This is a genomic window from Protaetiibacter larvae (assembly GCF_008365275.1).
GTDB classification, from domain to species: Bacteria; Actinomycetota; Actinomycetes; order Actinomycetales; family Microbacteriaceae; genus Homoserinibacter; species Homoserinibacter larvae.
Genome location: NZ_CP043504.1, coordinates 1,038,204 through 1,053,485, shown reverse-complemented (window position 1 = coordinate 1,053,485; position 15,282 = coordinate 1,038,204). Strand labels below are relative to the sequence as shown.

Sequence of the window (15,282 nt, the reverse complement as noted above, 5' to 3'; positions counted from 1 at the left end):
AAGGAAAGGACGGGCAATGCTGATCGATTTCACCGACAAGGTCGTCGTGGTCACGGGAGCGGGAAGGGGGATCGGAGCCGGGATCGTGACCTCGTTCGCGCGCGAAGGGGCGACGACCGTCGCCCTCGACGTCGGAACCGACGATCTCGCAGCGGTCGGAGCCGAGATCGAGGCTCTCGGCGGGACGGGCATCCAGCGCCGGGTCGACGTCACCGACGCCGCCGGGGTGAGGGCGGTCATGGCCGAGGTCGTCGAGCGGTACGGCCGCATCGACGTGCTCATCAACAACGCGGGCATCGCGGGCAACGGCGCCGTCGAGGACCTCGACGACGCCACCTGGGATCGCGTGTTCGACGTCAATGTGAAGGGCATCCTGCACACCTGCCAGGCGGTCATCCCGACCATGAAACGGCAGCGCTCCGGCAGGATCATCAACTCGGCCTCGTTCGCCGCGATCGTGCCGCTCGTCGGCGGCGGGCTGTACGCCGCGTCGAAGTCCGCCGTCACGCAGTTCACCCGCGTGCTGGCCGGCGAGCTCGGCCCCTGGGACATCACGGTCAACGCCTACGCGCCCGGGATGATCCCGACGGCGCTGGGGCGATTCGGCGACATGGATCCGCAGGAGCAGAGCCGCTACCTCGACACGCTCACCCTCCGCCGCTGGGGCGATGCGCAGGAGGTCGCCCATCTCACGCTGTTCCTCGCGAGCGACCTCGCGTCGTACATCACCGGCACCCTGATCGACGTCAGCGGCGGGAAGCTCGCGACCCAGCGACCCCGCCTCGCCTACGAGCGGTCCGGCATCGAGGGAGGTTGGGACCTCGGATCCTGACGCCGGCAGCCGCAGCAGGAAGGGGCCGTCTCCCGGGAGGGAGGCGGCCCCTTCTGCATGCGGCTGATGGGCTGCTCAGCTCTTCTCGAGCACCTCGTCGCCCGCGGACTGCGCCGCCCGGAGGCCCACGTTCTTGAGACGGTCGGCGCGGCCGAGGAGGCCCACGAGGATCGCCGCGAGGAGCATGAGGATGCCGGGGATCAGCAGCGGGATCTGGTACGCCCCCGTCGCGTCGGCGAGCGCACCGGTCACGAGCGGCGCCACGAAGCCCGCGATGTTGCCCACCGTGTTGATGAGCGCGAAGCCCACCGCGGCTGCCGCACCCGTGAGGAAGCGGCTGGGGAGCGTCCAGAAGTTCGGGTTCGCCGCGAAGATCGCGATCGGCACGAGCGCCACGAACACGAGGGCCACGACGGGGCTGCCCGCGAGCAGCGCACCGATGTTGCCGACCACACCGAGGAGGATCGGCGCACCGACGTGCCACAGGCGCACGCCGCGCTTGGCGGCATCGCGCGCCCACAGCAGCAGCACGATGGCGGCGGGCAGGTAGACCGCACCCGAGATGACACCCTGCTGCAGCGGGTTGGTCGCGAAGCCGTAGGTCTCCTGGAAGCCGGCGATGATCGTCGGGAGGAAGTAGGCGACCACGTAGAAGCCGTAGGTGATCCCGAAGTAGACGAACGCGAGCACCCAGACCCGACCGCTCTTGAACGCGTCCCAGAGGCGGGGGCGCACCGTGCTGTGGTCGTCGACGGCCGACTTCTCGGCGGCGAGCGAGGCCTCGAGCCACTGCTGCTCGTCGCGCGTCAACCACTTGGCGTCGCTCGGCTTGTCACGCAGGTAGAACCAGGCGATGATTCCCACGACGATCGCGGGGATCGCGACGCCGATGAACATCACGCGCCATCCCTCGAGCCCGAAGAGGCCGTGCGCCTGGATCAGCTGGCCGGCCAGCGGGCCGCCGAGCACGTTGGTCAGCGGCTGCGCGACGTAGAACAGCGCGAGCACCTTGTTGCGGTGCTGCGGCGGCGCCCACCGGCTGAGGAAGAGCACCGCGCCCGGGAAGAAGCCGGCCTCGGCGACGCCCAGCAGGAACCGCAGGCCGGCGAGCTGCTCGAAGTTCTGCACGAAGGCGAGCAGCAGCGCGACGATGCCCCAGCTGACCATGATGCGCGCGAGCCAGCGGCGTGCTCCGAATCGGTTGAGCGCGATGTTCGACGGCACCTCGAGCAGGATGTAGCCGAGCGAGAAGATGCCCGAGGCGAAGCCGAACTGGGCCGCGGTGAGGCTCAGGTCGTCGTTCAGGCCGTTGGGGCCCGCGAAGCTGATCGCCACGCGGTCGAGATAGTTGATGAAGAACATCAGGGCGACGAACGGAACGATCCTGATCAGGATCTTGCGCACCGCCGATTTCTCGACGGCGCTGACGACGCGCCCGGGGGCTGTGGTGTCCACATTGACTCCTGTCTTGCTGCACGGGTGGGTGGTTTTCCCCGAAGGTGCACCCAGCCTGTCCCGATCGTCGAGATAAGTCAACCGGTTGACCGGTTTTGATCTCGGCTCGTCATCGGAACAGCGCGATGACGACGATCACCGGTACCGAGAGCACGGTCGTCACGAGCACGGTGTCCCGGACGACGGGCACCGAGCGCTCATAGCGCTGGGCGTAGGTGAACACGTTCTGCGCGCTCGGAAGCGCCGCGAGCACGGTCACCGCGAACAGCACATCGCCCTCCATGCCGAAGGCGTACCGCGCGAGCAGGAACACCAGCACGGGCATCACGAGCAGTTTCACGACGCTCGCCAGCACGATGTCGGCGAGCCCGCCGTGCGCCTGGAAGGGGCGCTGCCCGTGCAACGACATGCCGAACGCCAGGAGCACCGCGGGCACCGCGGCGCCTCCCAGGATCTCGAAGGGCTGCAGCAGCGGCGCCGGCGCCTCCCATCCGGTCAGCGCGATCGTGACGCCGATGCCCGACGCGATGAGCAGCGGATTGACGAGCGGGCGCCAGATCACCCGCCAGACGGAGGTGTGCCCCGAGGCGAGCACATCGAGCGAGGTGAGCACGATCGGGGCGAAGACGACGAGCTGGAACAGCAGCACGGGCGCCGAGTAGGCGGGATCCCCGAGCACGTACGCCGCGATCGGCAGGCCGATGTTGCCCGCGTTGACGTAGCTGGCCGCCGTCCCGCCGAGCACCGCATCCGCCCCTGCGCGTCGCAGGACCAGCCGTGCGATCACGATGTAGAGCGCGAACGCGAACAGCGCGTCGATCGCCGAGACGACGAACACCGACGACAGCAGCGTGTGCACATCCGACGTGGCCAGCACCGTGAGGAGCAGGCTCGGGTTGAGGATGAAGAACGACAGCCGACTGAGAGTCGGGCCGGCGTCGGGGCCGATGACCCCGAGACGGCTCAGCAGGTATCCCGCCGCGATGATCGTCCCGATGATCGCGAAGCCCGTGAGGACCCCGGTCATGCGCGGGGCAGCGGCTCCTCCAGGATCGCCGCGAGCAGCCGCCGGAGGTAGTCGCGGTTGGCCGCCGACACGGCGATGCCGTCGCCGCCGTAGTGCTCCGTAACGATGGTGCCCGAGAATCCGCGGGCGAGCGCGAAGCGCAGCGCCTTGCGGTAGTCGACGACACCCACGTCGAGACCGGACGGCACGGTCGTCGCGGTTCCCGCGAAGGGGTCCTCGGTGCGCGAGTAGTTCTTGACGTGCCAATAGTTGGCGAGCGGCAGCGTGGCCACCACGACGTCCTGCCAGTCCTCGATCGGTCCCTGCACCCGCACGTAGTTGCCGAGGTCGGGGTTGAGGCCCACCGAGGGCAGGTCGATGTCGGAGATGAGCTGCACGGCGCGCGCGGCCGTGCCGACCGCGGTGCCGGGATACAGCTCGACCGAGAGCTCGATGCCGACGTCCGCCGAGTGCCGGCCGAGCTCTCGGAGCATCGAGACGAGCTCGGCGTAGATCGCGGGGTCGTCGTCGTAGACGTTGTCCTGCTCGGTCCAGAACCACAGCGGAGCACCCGGGCGGCGTGCCGAGAAGGGGTGGAGGCCGATGCACAGCACACGGGCGCCGAATGCGGCCGCCGCGTCGATCGACTCGTGCGTGTAGCGCAGGTTCTCGGCGGTGCGGGCCGCATCCGTGATCGGGCGCCCGGCGACGATGTAGCCGGGCACATCGAGCCCGAGCTCGTCGAGCACCTCGCGCAGGGCGGACCGGGATTCCTCGCCCGCGAGCGTGAGATCGAACCAGCGGTTGCCGAGCTCGAGCGCCGTGAAGCCCTCGTACGCCACCGGCGAGAGGATCGAACGCCACTGCGCGGGCGGCGCCTCGAGGATCGGGCCGCCGTCGCGGTTGATGCCCGCGAATTGGAGCATGCCGGCGGCGATGGGCCAGTCGGCCGAGGAATACGCTCCGCCGGTGACCTCGCCGAGCTCGATCTCGTCGGTTCCACTCATGTCTGTCCTCCTGGATGAAGGACGCGGCGCGGCCGGGCCGTCCCGACCACGCCGCGCCGGATTAGGCGGCGGCCGCGTCCGCTTCGACGGCGCGGAGCACGGCGTCGCCGAAGCCCTCCGTCGTCTGGGGGCCGCCGAGGTCGGGGGTGCGCAGCGCCGGATCGGCGAGCACGCTCGCGATCGCGCGCTCCACGCGCTCACCCGCGGCGAGCGCCGCGGCGTCGTCGTGCTGGGCGCCGAGCCAGCTGAGCATGAGGGCGCCGGAGAGGATCGCCGCCGTCGGGTTCGCGATGCCGAGGCCGGCGATGTCGGGGGCGGAGCCGTGCGCCGACTGGAACATGCCGTGCTCGTCGCCGACGTCGGCGCTCGGGGCGAGGCCGAGTCCGCCCACGGTGGCTCCGGCGAGGTCGGAGATGATGTCGCCGAACAGGTTCTCGGTGACCACCACGTCGAAGCGCTCGGGGCGCTGCACCTGGTAGGTGGTCATCGCATCGATGTAGGCGTAGTCGCGCTCGACGTCCGGGTACTCCGCGGCCACGTCGTCGAACACCGCGCGGAAGAAGGCGTAGCTCGCGAAGGCGTTCGACTTGTCGACGCAGGTGACGCGCGCGGGGCGGTCGGGGGTGCGCAGATGGCGGGTGCGGGCGAGCTCGAAGGCGCGGCGCACGACGCGCTCGGTGCCGTAGCGCGTGATGATCAGCGTGTCGGTGACGACCGCGTCGCCCACCCGGGCGCCGCCGAGGCGCGAGGCGAACATGCCCTCGACGTTCTCGCGGACCACCACGTAGTCGATGTCGGCGGCGGTGGTCAGCACCTTCGGTACGCCCGCGAAGGAGCGCGCCGGGCGCAGCCCCGCGTAGAGGTCGAGGCCGGTGCGGAGGCCGAGGATGACGTCGCCGTTCACCTCGCGGCCGTCGGGGTGCCGGGCCTCGGGAAGGCCGATGGCCCCCAGATACACCGCATCCGCGGCGAGGCACGCCGCGAGCTGGTCGTCGGGGAGGGCCACGCCGGTGCGCATCCAGCGGACGGCGCTCGCGTCGAGGTCGACGGTGTCGAGCGCGATGCCGACGGTGTCCGCCGCCGCCCGGACCACGCGGATCGTCTCGCGGGTGATCTCCGGACCGATTCCGTCTCCTCCGACCACGGCGAGGTCGTAGTGGCTCATGCGGGGTGTTCCTTTCCGTCGCCATTGGCGGTGACTGCGTTGCTCCCGTGCGGGTGTCCCTGAACAGTAGCGAGCATACCCAAATTGGTCAACCGGTTGATGTAAGCTGCGACGGAGGATCAGGGAAAGGCCCCGCATGACCGACGCACCCACCCGCGAAACGTCGCCGATGTTCGCGCCGCACGCGCATCCGCTCTTCACGCGGCTCGACCACGTGGGCATCGCCGTCTGGAACGCGGATGCGCACATCCCCTACTACCGCGACGTGCTGGGACTCCCCCTCGTCGGCGACGAGCAGGCGCCCGAGCCGGGCACGCGCCTCGTCTACTTCGACGCCGGCAACGCCTTCGTGCAGCTCGTCGAGCCCGTGAGCCCGAACGCCGACATCCGCCGGTGGCTCGCGGAGCACGGCGAAGGCATCCACCACCTCTGCCTCGCCACCGACGACCTCACCATGGTGCAGCAGCTCGGCCCCGGCGACCCGCGCGCCCCCATCTTCGAGGCCGGCCGGCAGCGCCGGGCGTGCTTCCTCACGGGCGCGCCGAAGGGCGTCAACATCGAGGTCACCGAGACCTTCCCCTCGCGCTGACCCCGGGAGCGCGCCCGCTACAGCCCCTGCGCGAGCCGGAAGTACGCGGCGTTGCCGCGCAGCTCCTGCTCGAAGCCGTGCAGCGTCGTCGACTCGTCGATCACGAGCAGCTCGACGCCGCTCATCCGCGCGAAGTCGCGGAACGCCTCCACCCCCAGCTGCGTCGTCATGACCGTGTGATGGGCGCCCCCCGCGGTGAGCCACGCGGTCGCCGAGGTGCGGAAATCGGGCGCCGGCCGCCACACCGCGTGCCCCACGGGCAGCTTCGGCATGGGCTCGGGCAGCGGCACGTTCTCCACGACGTTCGCCACCAGCCGGAAGCGGTCGCGCAGATCCGACAGCGCGACGACGAGCGCAGGCCCCGGGTCGGCCGTGAACACGAGCCGCACCGGGTCGTCCTTGCCGCCGATCCCGAGCGGATGCACCTCGAGTCGCGGCCGGGCGCTCGAGAGCGTGGGCGCCACCTCGAGCATGTGGGCGCCGAGGATGAGCTCGGCCCCCGGCTCCAGATGGTAGGTGTAGTCCTCCATGAGGCTCGCGCCGCCCGGCAGCCCCGCACCCATCACCGCGGCGATCCGCACGAGCACGGCGGTCTTCCAGTCGCCCTCCGCCCCGAAGCCGTAGCCGTCGGCCATCAGTCGCTGCACGGCGAGACCCGGCAGCTGACGCAGGGCGCCGAGGTCCTCGAAGGAGGTCGTGAACGCCGAGAACCCGCCCCGCTCGAGGAAGGTCCGCAGCCCCGCCTCGATCGCGGCGCCATCCCGCAGTGAGGCGTGCCGCTCGCCGCCCGGGAGCAGCTCGGGGGCGACGTCGTAGCTCGCGGCGTACTCCTCGACGAGCGCGTCGACCTGCGACGGCGTCGCGGCCTCCACCTCCTCCGCCAGCTCGTTCACGCCCCAGGTGTTCACCTGCACGCCGAAACGCAGCTCGGCCTCGGTCTTGTCGCCCTCCGTGACGGCCACGTAGCGCATGTTGTCGCCGAAGCGCGCGAGCCTCATCGAGCGGGATGCGGCGCGTCCCGCGGCGGCGCGCGTCCAGGTGCCGACCCGGGAGGTGACGGCCGGGTCCGAGACGTGTCCCACGACGGTCGTGCGCGGAACGCCGAGCCGGGTCTCCAGGTAGCCGAACTCGCGATCCCCGTGCGCCGCCTGATTGAGGTTCATGAAGTCCGGGTCGATCTCACCCCACGGCAGGGTCACGTTCGCCTGGGTGTGCAGGTGCAGCAGGGGCTTCTGCAGGGCGTCGAGTCCCGCGATCCACATCTTCGCGGGACTGAAGGTGTGCATCCAGGCGACGAGGCCGATGACCGAGTCGTCGAGGTTCGCCTCGAGCGCGACCCGGCGGATCGCGTCGGAGCTCGTGAGCACGGGCTTCCACTCGACCGTCACGGGGACGTCGCTCGACGCGCCGAGCGCGCGGGCCACCTGCTGCGACTGCTCGGCCACCTGCCGCAGCGTGTCCTCGCCGTAGAGCGACTGGCTGCCGGTGAGGAACCAGACCGTGTACGTCGCGAGATCCGGGACGATGCTCGTCACGTCAGTACTCCTTGAGGGGCTTGTCCGTAGACGTTCTGATAGCGGTCGAAAAGCGAGTCGATGCGTTCGGGCGCGATCGGCACGAGCTCGCCCAACTGTCGGGAGATGTGGACGGTGCGCGCCACGTCCTCGCACATGACCGCGGCCTTCACGGCGTCCTTCGCATCCTTGCCGATCGTGAACACGCCGTGGTTCTGCATGAGCACGGCGCGCGAGCGGTGCCCGTCGAGGGTCGCCACGATGCCGCGGCCGATCGAGTCGTCGCCGATGATCGCGAACGGGCCGACCGGGATCTCGCCGCCGAACTCGTCGGCCATCCCCGTGATGACGCACGGGATCGGCTCCGCACGCGCCGCCCAGGCGGTCGCGTAGGTGGAGTGGGTGTGCACGACGCCGCCGACGTGCGGCATGTTGCGGTACACGTAGGCGTGCGCGGCGGTGTCGCTCGAGGGGCTGCGGTCGGAGCCGGGGGTGCCGGGGATCACGTTGCCGTCGAGGTCGCAGAGGATCATGTTGTCGGGCGCAAGGTCATCGTAGGAGACGCCGCTGGGCTTGATCACGAACAGCTCGGCCCCCGGCACGCGCGCCGAGATGTTGCCGCCCGTCCAGCTGACGAGACCGTAGCGGGTGAGCTCGGCGTGCAGGGCCGCCACCTCGGCACGCACCGTGTCGATGGCCTCCTGCACCGCGTCGGCGGCGGAGGCGGAGGCGGAGGCGGAGGCGGAGCGCCCTGCCGTGGGACGCGGAGCCGGGAGGGCGCGGACGGCCTCCCGCTCGATCCCGAGCCCCGCCTCCCAGCGGTCGAGGTAGGCGTCGAACGCGGCGATCTCGGAGGCCGTCGGCTCGACGACGTCGATGACGCGCCGCGCGAACACCACGCGGTCGAGCCAGACGTCGAGGGCCTCGCCCGCGGCGGATCCGTCGAGCACGGCCCGGCGGTACGCGGCCAGCACCGCGATGCCCCACGCCCCGCCCTCGCCCGCACCGTGACCGACCGCGACCGGAGCGCCGAGGGCCGCCGCAAGGGCGCGCTGGGCGATGCGCCCGGTGCGGAACAGGCCGCCGTGCGCCACCACGGTGTCGAGTCCGACGCCGTCGGAAGCCAGCCGGCGCATCCCGAGGCTGAGCGCCGCGAAGACCGAGAACAGCTGCGCCCGGGCAAAGCCCTCGAGGGTGAGGCGCGATCCGGGCGCACGCACGACGAGCGGCCGCCCCTCGTCGGTGCCGATGAGGGGCTCCCCGGCGAGCAGGTTGTACGACAGCAGCCCGTCGGCATCCGCCTCGAGCGCCCCGCCCAGCACGGCCGCGAAGACCTCGTCGGGGCCGGCTGCGGAGCCGAGCGCGCTCGCGAACTGCTGGAAGACGCCCACCCAGGCGCCGAGCTCGCTCGAGCCGTTGTTGCAGTGCACCATCGCGACCCCGCGCCCGTCGGGGGTCGTCACGACGTCGATCTCGGGGCGCACCACGGCGAGCGGGGCGTCGAGCACGACCATCGCGAAGATGCTCGTACCGGCGCTCACATTGGCGGTGCGCGGCCGCACCGCGTTGGTGGCGACCATGCCGGTTCCCGCATCCCCTTCGGGTGGGCACAGCACCGCGCCGGGCTGAAGCGCACCGCTCGCGTCGAGCAGCGCCGCACCCTCGGCGGTCAGTGCGCCGGCGTCCTCCCCCGCGGAGCGCACGGCGGGCAGCAGCTCGGCGAGGCGCAGGTATGCGCCCTCGGCGGCCGCGAGCTGCTCGTACACCCGCACGAGGTGATCGTCGTAGGCGCCGGTCGCCGGATCGATGGGGAACACCCCGGAGGCGTCCCCGACGCCGAGCACCTCGTGGCCGCCCAGCACGCGGTGCACGTAGCCCGCGAGGGTGGTGAGCCGTCGCAGACGCGGCACGTGCGGCTCGCGGTCCAGCACCGCCTGGTGCAGGTGCGCGATCGACCAGCGCAGCGGGATGTTCACGCCGAACGCCTCGGAGAGCGCGGCGGCGGCCCGACCGGTGTGGGTGTTGCGCCAGGTGCGGAACGGCACGAGCAGTTCGCCGCGCTCGTCGAAGGCGAGATAGCCGTGCATCATCGCCGAGACGCCGATGGCGCCGAAGCTCGTGGGGGCGGTGCCGAGCTGGGCGACGAGATCCGCGTAGGCGGACCGGATGCCGGCGCGCACGGCCTCGAGCGAGTACGTCCACACCCCGTCGACGAGCTCGTTCTCCCAGGTGTGGGAGCCGGTCGCGATGGTCGCCCCGTCCGGTCCGATGAGGCACGCCTTGATCCGGGTGGATCCGAGCTCGATGCCGAGTGAGGTGTGTGCGTCGTCGGACATCGCCTGCAGCCGCTCCTTCGTCTCTCCCGCGCGCATCCGTGGATTCACGAATGTTCGCGTTAACATGCGAGGACGAGGCTACCAGAGCGAGCCGGGCTGTCTAGTCCTCCCGGGGCGGCGCGGTCGACTCGCGCACCACCAGGCGGGGCGCGACGACGGCATCCGGGGCGGGTTCCGCGCCGACCGAACCGGCCGTCAGCCGCGAGGCCACCGTGGCGACCGCCCGCCGGCCGACGGCCGCGAAATCCTGCTGCACCGTTGAGAGCGCGGGCAGCACGAACCCCGCCTCCGGCACATCGTCGAATCCCACGATCGACACCTCCTCGGGCACCCTGCGGCCCCGCTTCGCGAGCGCGGCGATGAGCCCGATGGCCATCTGATCGTTCCCGGCCACGACAGCGGTCGTGTTCTCGGCCAGCTCGGCGGCCGCCGCGAACCCCGACGCCGCCGACCAGTCCCCCGCGAGATGCGCGCCCGTGGGCACTCCGGCGGTCGCCATCGCCTCCTCGAACCCGCGTCGACGGGCGGCGGCCTCCAGGTATCCCTCCGGACCCGAGAGATGCTGGACGCGGCGGTGGCCGAGCTCGAGCAGATGCCGGGTGGCGAGGCGGGCGCCCTCCGCCTGATCCACGCCCACCCCGTCGGGGCGGTCGGGTGCCTGCAAGGTGACCAGGGGAACCCGGATGTCGTGCTGCTCGATCGCATGCAGCACGGTGTCATGCGGCGCGATAACGATGAGCGACTCCACAGCCTGATCGAGCAAGAACTCGAGGGCGTCGACGACCGCCTCGTGCTCGACCGCCGCCGCGGTCACGAGCGGGTGGTAGCCGCGCTCGCGCGCCGCCTGCTCGACGGCGAGCACAAGCGACGCGGGCCCGTGCTGCGCCACCTCCGGGGTGAGCACCCCGATCGAGCCCGTGCGGCTCGTGACGAGCGCGCGCGCGGCGAGGTTGGGGCGGTAGCCCAGCTGCCGGATCGCGGCGAGCACGCGCTCGCGCGTCTCGGGGCGCAGGCTCGGGTGGTCGTTCAGCACGCGGGACACCGTGATGTGGCTGACGCCCGCGAGCGCCGCGACGTCGTACATGTTCGGGTTCTGCCGGGGAGCCTGCGCCACCGGGCCAGGCTAGCGCCGTACGACGCTCAGCCTCCCCCGCATCGGTGCGGAATCCGTGCCACGCCCCGCGCCGGCCGGCCCGCGATGCGGGAGAAGCAGGCGAGAGCGAGCTGCGCGACAGGAGACGGTGGACCCAGGGGTGTCCGGATTCACGACATGGGCGACAGGTGATGCGCGACACATGAGTCGCGTCATGGGCGACAGCCTCGATGGATGTCGAACAAGCATCAGGTCGCGGTCCTGCAGATCACCGCCGGACAGCTCACGGTGTCGGAAGCCGCCCGCCGCTACGGCATCAGCCGGCAGCACCTGCACCGGCTCCTGACCCGGTTCCGGAATGGGGGCCTGGAGGCGATCGAGCCCCGCTCCCGAGCCCCGCTATCGAACCCGAACCAGACCAGCGACGAGGTTCGGCAGCGCATCATCGAACTGCGCCGTCAGCTCGCTGCCACCGGGATGGATGCCGGCCCGATCACGATCGCCTGGCATCTCGAGCAGTCAGGACATGCAGTCCCGTCGACTGCGACGATTCGTCGGATCATCACCCGCGCCGGCCTGGTCACCCCGGAACCGAGAAAGCGCCCGAAGAACTCGTTCGTCCGTTTCGAGGCCGCACAACCCAACGGCACCTGGCAGTCCGACTTCACTCACTGGCACCTGGCCGACGGCACCGACATCGAAATCCTGAACTGGCTCGACGACCACTCCCGCTACCTGCTGGGCTGCACCGCGATCGGCCGCGTCACCGGCGACGACGTGATCGTCGACTTCCTGCGCCTGATCGACACCTACGGCCCGCCGGCGACCACACTCACCGACAACGGCAGCGTCTACACCGCCCGCTTCGTCGGCGGGAAGAACGCGTTCGAGCTCACCTTGCCGCTGCTGGGCATCCAGCAGAAGAACGGCCACCCAGGCCACCCGCAGACCCAGGGCAAGATCGAACGCTTCCACCAGACCCTGAAACGCTTCCTCGCAGCTCAGCCCGTCCCGCGCACGCCGGCTGAGCTGCAGCACCAACTCGATGCCTTCCGGCAGCACTACAACGAACACCGCCCCCACCGCGCAAGAGACCGCATGACCCCCGGCGACGCCTACCGCGACACCCCGAAAGCCCTCCCCGCCCGACGCATCGAATCCGGCCACTACCGACTGCGCTACGACCACGTCGACGACCGCGGCAAAGTCTCCTTCCGCCTCGCCGGACGCATGCACCACCTCGGCATCGGCATCGAGCACCACCGCAAACGCATCATCGCGATCGCCGACCACGAAACCGTGACCGTCATCCACCTCGACACCGGCGAAGTCATCGCCACCAACCAGATCGAACCGACCCACAGCTACTGGCGCAACACGAAGAAAGCCCCAGGCCGATGGCCCAGGGCTTCCACGTGAACGTCACACATGTCGCGACTCACCTGTCGCACATGTCCCGACTCATCACATCGGTGGACCCAGGGGGATTCGAACCCCCGACCTCTTCATTGCGAACGAAGCGCGCTACCAACTGCGCCATGGGCCCTGACTGCCTGAACACGATATCACCCCGCGACACGGCTCCCGGACGCGCGGGCCGCGGAGCCGGCTCAGCCGGAGCGGCGGCGGCGCAGCACCTCGTCGAGGTCGGGCATGGCGCCCTCGACCTCGCCCACGATGCCCATCGACGCGAAACGACTCGGGGCAGGCGTGGTCACGGGGGCGGCAGGGGCGACCGCGGGACGCGTCGGGAACGGCACGACCTCGGGCTCGGCGTGCGCCGCGAGCAGGGCGCGCTCCGCCTCCGCGGCCGCCGCGCGCAGCAGCTCCTCGGCACGCTGCGCCGGCACGACGGGCACGCGTGGCGCCTCGTTCCGTTCCAGGTAGAGGGGCTTCGGCACCGCCACCGGCGTCCAGCCGCGCGCCGGCGCCGTCACGGGCTCCGCGTCGATGAGGCGGGAGCTCGCGCGCGCCACCGGGGCGGCCGCGAGCGCCGCGACGGCGCGCGTCCGTGCCACGATCCCGCGCTGGATCCGCACTGAGACGACTCCCGCGGCGGCGGCGCCGGCCAGGACGAGCCATGAGCCCGGCACGACCCCGGTCGTCGCCATGAGCCACAGCTGCACCGCGGCCACGACGAGCGCGGCCAGCAGCAGCAGGCCGGCGATGCGTCGGGCGCGCCGCAGCCGCTGCTGCACGAGCACGGCCCGCGCCGACACCCGGTGCGCGGCGAGAGCAGCCGACGCCGTGCGCGCCGCCCGCTCCACCGCCGCGGCCTCCGCTTCGGCAGCCCGCGCCCGCATCGCGGCGGCGCGCAGCTCGGCGCGCGCCACGGCATCCGCCCGGCGCTGCTCCTGCCGTACGAGCTTCTCGTGCTGCACCGCGTCGCGCGCGGCGACCTCCACGCGAACCTCCTGCGGCAGCTCCGCCGATTCGGCCATCACCCGGATGGCCCGCTGCAGGCGCGTGGCGTTGCGCTCGGTCGCGAGGTACTCGCGGCGACGCACCCAGGTGGGCAGCAGGTACAGGAACCACAGCCCGGCCGCGAGGGCGAGCATGATCGCCGTGCCGCCGCCCGTGAAGTCCATGCCGTCAGGGTAGGAGCGGATGCGCCACCCGCGGCGAGGGCGCGCCGCGCGCTAACGGGACGTGCGGAGCGGGTGCGTCGCCGCCTGGGCATCGAGCTCCGGGACCCGCGCAACGCCTTCCGGAGCGCGGCCCTCCTTCCAGCGCCGCAGCACCCCTTCCGGCACCTCCTCCACGACGAGCCCGAAGCAGAAGTGGTCCCGCCAGTCGCCGTTGATGTGGATGTAGCGCCGCCGCAGCCCCTCGTAGCGGAAGCCGAGCTTCTGCACGACGCGCAGGCTCGGGGCGTTCTCGGGACGGATGCAGATCTCCATGCGGTGCAACCCGATCCCGAAGAAGCAGTGATCGGTGGCGAGCGCCACCGCGGTGGGTGTGACGCCTCGCCCCGCGAAGCGCTCCGCCACCCAGTAGCCGATCGTCGCCGACGACAGCGAGCCGTAGGCGATCGACGAGACGTTCAACTGACCCGCGAACTGCCCCTCGTACTCCACGATGAACGGCACCCCGGCGCCGGCACGCGCGTTGGCCTGCAGGGCGCGGATCGACGCCTTGACGTCGAAACCGGCGGGGCCGTGCGGGTTGGTCGCCTCCCACTGCCGCAGCCATCCGCGATTGCCGAGCAGCTCGGTCTCCAGTGCACGCGCATCGCGGATGCGGATCGGGCGGATCGTGACCGGCCCGTCGGTCAGGGTGGGAATGACCATGGTGCGCGCCACATTACTGCGCGCGACGGGGTTCAGTCGTCGCCCTCGCCCGGAAGGGTGCGGGCGAACTCCTTGAGCCACGGCCGGAAGTCGCCGCCCAGGTCGTCGCGGTCGACCGCGAGCTGCACGATCGCCTTCAGGTAGTCGAGCCGATCCCCCGTGTCGTAGCGGCGCCCGCGGAACACCACGCCGTGCACCCCGCCGGCCCAGTTGGGTCCCGTCGCGAGCTCCTGCAGGGCGTCGGTCAGCTGGATCTCGCCGCCCTTGCCGGGCGGGGTGCGCTCGAGCACCTCGAAGATCTCGGGCCGCAGCACGTAGCGGCCGATGACCGCAAAGTTCGACGGCGCGGTTCCGGGTGCCGGCTTCTCCACGAGCCCGGTGATCTTGACGACATCCTCGTCGGCGGTGCCCTCGACGGTCGCGATGCCGTAGAGGTGGGTCTGCGAGGGGTCGACCTCGAGCAGCGCGACCACGGTGGTGTTGAGGGCGAACTGCACCTCGAGCATGCGCGCGAGCAGCGGATCCCGGTTGTCGATGATGTCGTCGCCCAGCAGCACGGCGAACGGCTCCCGGCCCACGTGCATCTTGGCGCGGAGCACGGCGTGCCCGAGCCCCTTCGGGTCGCCCTGACGCACGTAGTGCACGTCGGCGAGGCCTGTCGAGTAGTTGACCTTCTCGAGTTTCTCGTCGTCGCCCTTGCTCGAGAGCACCGCCTCGAGCTCGCCGGCCCGGTCGAAGTGGTTCTCGAGCGCGTTCTTGTTGCGACCGGTGACCATGAGCACATCGGTGAGACCGGCCGCGACCGCCTCCTCGACGACGTACTGGATCGCGGGCTTGTCCACGACCGGCAGCATCTCCTTCGGCATCGCCTTGGTGGCGGGAAGGAATCGGGTGCCGAGCCCGGCGACGGGGATGACCGCCTTGGTGATGAGGGTAGCCATGCTCGCCAGCGTATCGGTCGCCCCTGCCGTCGCGGGTTACGCGCCTTTTACAAT

Annotated in this window: 13 protein-coding genes, 1 tRNA gene and 1 pseudogene; 3 read left to right on the top strand and 12 right to left on the bottom strand. The window is 71.1% G+C overall.

What is annotated here, in order from left to right; all coding sequences use genetic code 11:
* The first annotated feature begins 16 nt into the window (after positions 1-16).
* Positions 17-832, top strand: coding sequence for an SDR family NAD(P)-dependent oxidoreductase (locus FLP23_RS04950; RefSeq protein ID WP_149324833.1), 816 nt, complete (start codon positions 17-19; stop codon positions 830-832).
* Between the two features lie 75 nt (positions 833-907).
* On the opposite strand, the gene FLP23_RS04945 is transcribed toward FLP23_RS04950, so the two are convergent.
* From FLP23_RS04945 to FLP23_RS04930, 4 genes are all read right to left on the bottom strand, one after another.
* Positions 908-2,287, bottom strand: a complete 1,380-nt coding sequence (locus tag FLP23_RS04945) for an MFS transporter (protein WP_246140065.1) — start codon at positions 2,285-2,287, stop codon at positions 908-910.
* 109 nt (positions 2,288-2,396) lie between these two features.
* Complete coding sequence (locus tag FLP23_RS04940; protein WP_149324832.1) at positions 2,397-3,314, bottom strand: AEC family transporter; 918 nt, start codon at positions 3,312-3,314, stop codon at positions 2,397-2,399.
* Entirely contained in the window at positions 3,311-4,300 is a 990-nt protein-coding gene (locus FLP23_RS04935) for a sugar phosphate isomerase/epimerase family protein (protein WP_149324831.1), read from the bottom strand. Before FLP23_RS04935 ends, FLP23_RS04940 begins: the two co-directional genes overlap by 4 nt.
* A 61-nt stretch (positions 4,301-4,361) precedes the next feature.
* On the bottom strand, positions 4,362-5,465 hold the full coding sequence (locus FLP23_RS04930; protein WP_149324830.1) for an isocitrate/isopropylmalate dehydrogenase family protein: 1,104 nt from the start codon (positions 5,463-5,465) through the stop codon (positions 4,362-4,364).
* Positions 5,466-5,601: 136 nt separating this feature from the next.
* Between FLP23_RS04930 and FLP23_RS04925 the strand changes: the two genes are divergently transcribed.
* The gene (locus FLP23_RS04925; protein ID WP_149324829.1) at positions 5,602-6,054 is read left to right on the top strand and encodes a VOC family protein; all 453 of its coding nucleotides are present in this window, start codon (positions 5,602-5,604) and stop codon (positions 6,052-6,054) included.
* Positions 6,055-6,071: 17 nt separating this feature from the next.
* On the opposite strand, the gene araA is transcribed toward FLP23_RS04925, so the two are convergent.
* The 4 genes and pseudogenes from araA to FLP23_RS04910 all read right to left on the bottom strand — a co-directional run bounded on the left by araA (position 6,072) and on the right by FLP23_RS04910 (position 11,018).
* Positions 6,072-7,589 carry an L-arabinose isomerase gene (araA, locus tag FLP23_RS04920; RefSeq protein ID WP_149324828.1) on the bottom strand — a complete coding sequence of 506 codons (1,518 nt, stop codon included), beginning with the start codon at positions 7,587-7,589 and terminating at the stop codon, positions 6,072-6,074.
* Positions 7,586-8,275, bottom strand: coding sequence for an L-ribulose-5-phosphate 4-epimerase (locus FLP23_RS12205; RefSeq protein ID WP_168200451.1), 690 nt, complete (start codon positions 8,273-8,275; stop codon positions 7,586-7,588). Before FLP23_RS12205 ends, araA begins: the two co-directional genes overlap by 4 nt.
* Before the next feature lie 312 nt (positions 8,276-8,587).
* Positions 8,588-9,904: pseudogene (locus FLP23_RS04915) on the bottom strand (FGGY-family carbohydrate kinase); the annotation flags it as partial.
* A gap of 100 nt (positions 9,905-10,004) precedes the next feature.
* Complete coding sequence (locus FLP23_RS04910) at positions 10,005-11,018, bottom strand: LacI family DNA-binding transcriptional regulator (RefSeq protein WP_246140064.1); 1,014 nt, start codon at positions 11,016-11,018, stop codon at positions 10,005-10,007.
* A gap of 213 nt (positions 11,019-11,231) precedes the next feature.
* On the opposite strand from FLP23_RS04910, the gene FLP23_RS04905 reads away from it, so the two are divergent.
* Positions 11,232-12,416, top strand: a complete 1,185-nt coding sequence (locus FLP23_RS04905) for an IS481 family transposase (protein ID WP_149324224.1) — start codon at positions 11,232-11,234, stop codon at positions 12,414-12,416.
* Positions 12,417-12,470: 54 nt separating this feature from the next.
* On the opposite strand, the gene FLP23_RS04900 is transcribed toward FLP23_RS04905, so the two are convergent.
* The 4 genes from FLP23_RS04900 to galU all read right to left on the bottom strand — a co-directional run bounded on the left by FLP23_RS04900 (position 12,471) and on the right by galU (position 15,228).
* Positions 12,471-12,543 (bottom strand) — tRNA-Ala (locus tag FLP23_RS04900).
* 64 nt (positions 12,544-12,607) lie between these two features.
* Positions 12,608-13,585, bottom strand: a complete 978-nt coding sequence (locus FLP23_RS04895) for a hypothetical protein (RefSeq protein ID WP_149324827.1) — start codon at positions 13,583-13,585, stop codon at positions 12,608-12,610.
* 51 nt (positions 13,586-13,636) lie between these two features.
* Positions 13,637-14,287, bottom strand: a complete 651-nt coding sequence (locus tag FLP23_RS04890) for a GNAT family N-acetyltransferase (protein ID WP_149324826.1) — start codon at positions 14,285-14,287, stop codon at positions 13,637-13,639.
* A 32-nt stretch (positions 14,288-14,319) separates the two neighbouring features.
* Complete coding sequence (galU, locus tag FLP23_RS04885; RefSeq protein ID WP_149324825.1) at positions 14,320-15,228, bottom strand: UTP--glucose-1-phosphate uridylyltransferase GalU; 909 nt, start codon at positions 15,226-15,228, stop codon at positions 14,320-14,322.
* Positions 15,229-15,282 lie beyond the last annotated feature (54 nt).

Coding starts and splice junctions, on each gene's coding strand:
- FLP23_RS04950 (WP_149324833.1), top strand. CDS start 17: ATGCTGATCGATTTCACCGACAAGGTCGTCGTGGTCACGGGAGCGGGA.
- FLP23_RS04940 (WP_149324832.1), bottom strand. CDS start 3,314: ATGACCGGGGTCCTCACGGGCTTCGCGATCATCGGGACGATCATCGCG.
- FLP23_RS04935 (WP_149324831.1), bottom strand. CDS start 4,300: ATGAGTGGAACCGACGAGATCGAGCTCGGCGAGGTCACCGGCGGAGCG.
- FLP23_RS04930 (WP_149324830.1), bottom strand. CDS start 5,465: ATGAGCCACTACGACCTCGCCGTGGTCGGAGGAGACGGAATCGGTCCG.
- FLP23_RS04925 (WP_149324829.1), top strand. CDS start 5,602: ATGACCGACGCACCCACCCGCGAAACGTCGCCGATGTTCGCGCCGCAC.
- FLP23_RS04905 (WP_149324224.1), top strand. CDS start 11,232: ATGTCGAACAAGCATCAGGTCGCGGTCCTGCAGATCACCGCCGGACAG.
- FLP23_RS04895 (WP_149324827.1), bottom strand. CDS start 13,585: ATGGACTTCACGGGCGGCGGCACGGCGATCATGCTCGCCCTCGCGGCC.
- FLP23_RS04890 (WP_149324826.1), bottom strand. CDS start 14,287: ATGGTCATTCCCACCCTGACCGACGGGCCGGTCACGATCCGCCCGATC.
- galU (WP_149324825.1), bottom strand. CDS start 15,228: ATGGCTACCCTCATCACCAAGGCGGTCATCCCCGTCGCCGGGCTCGGC.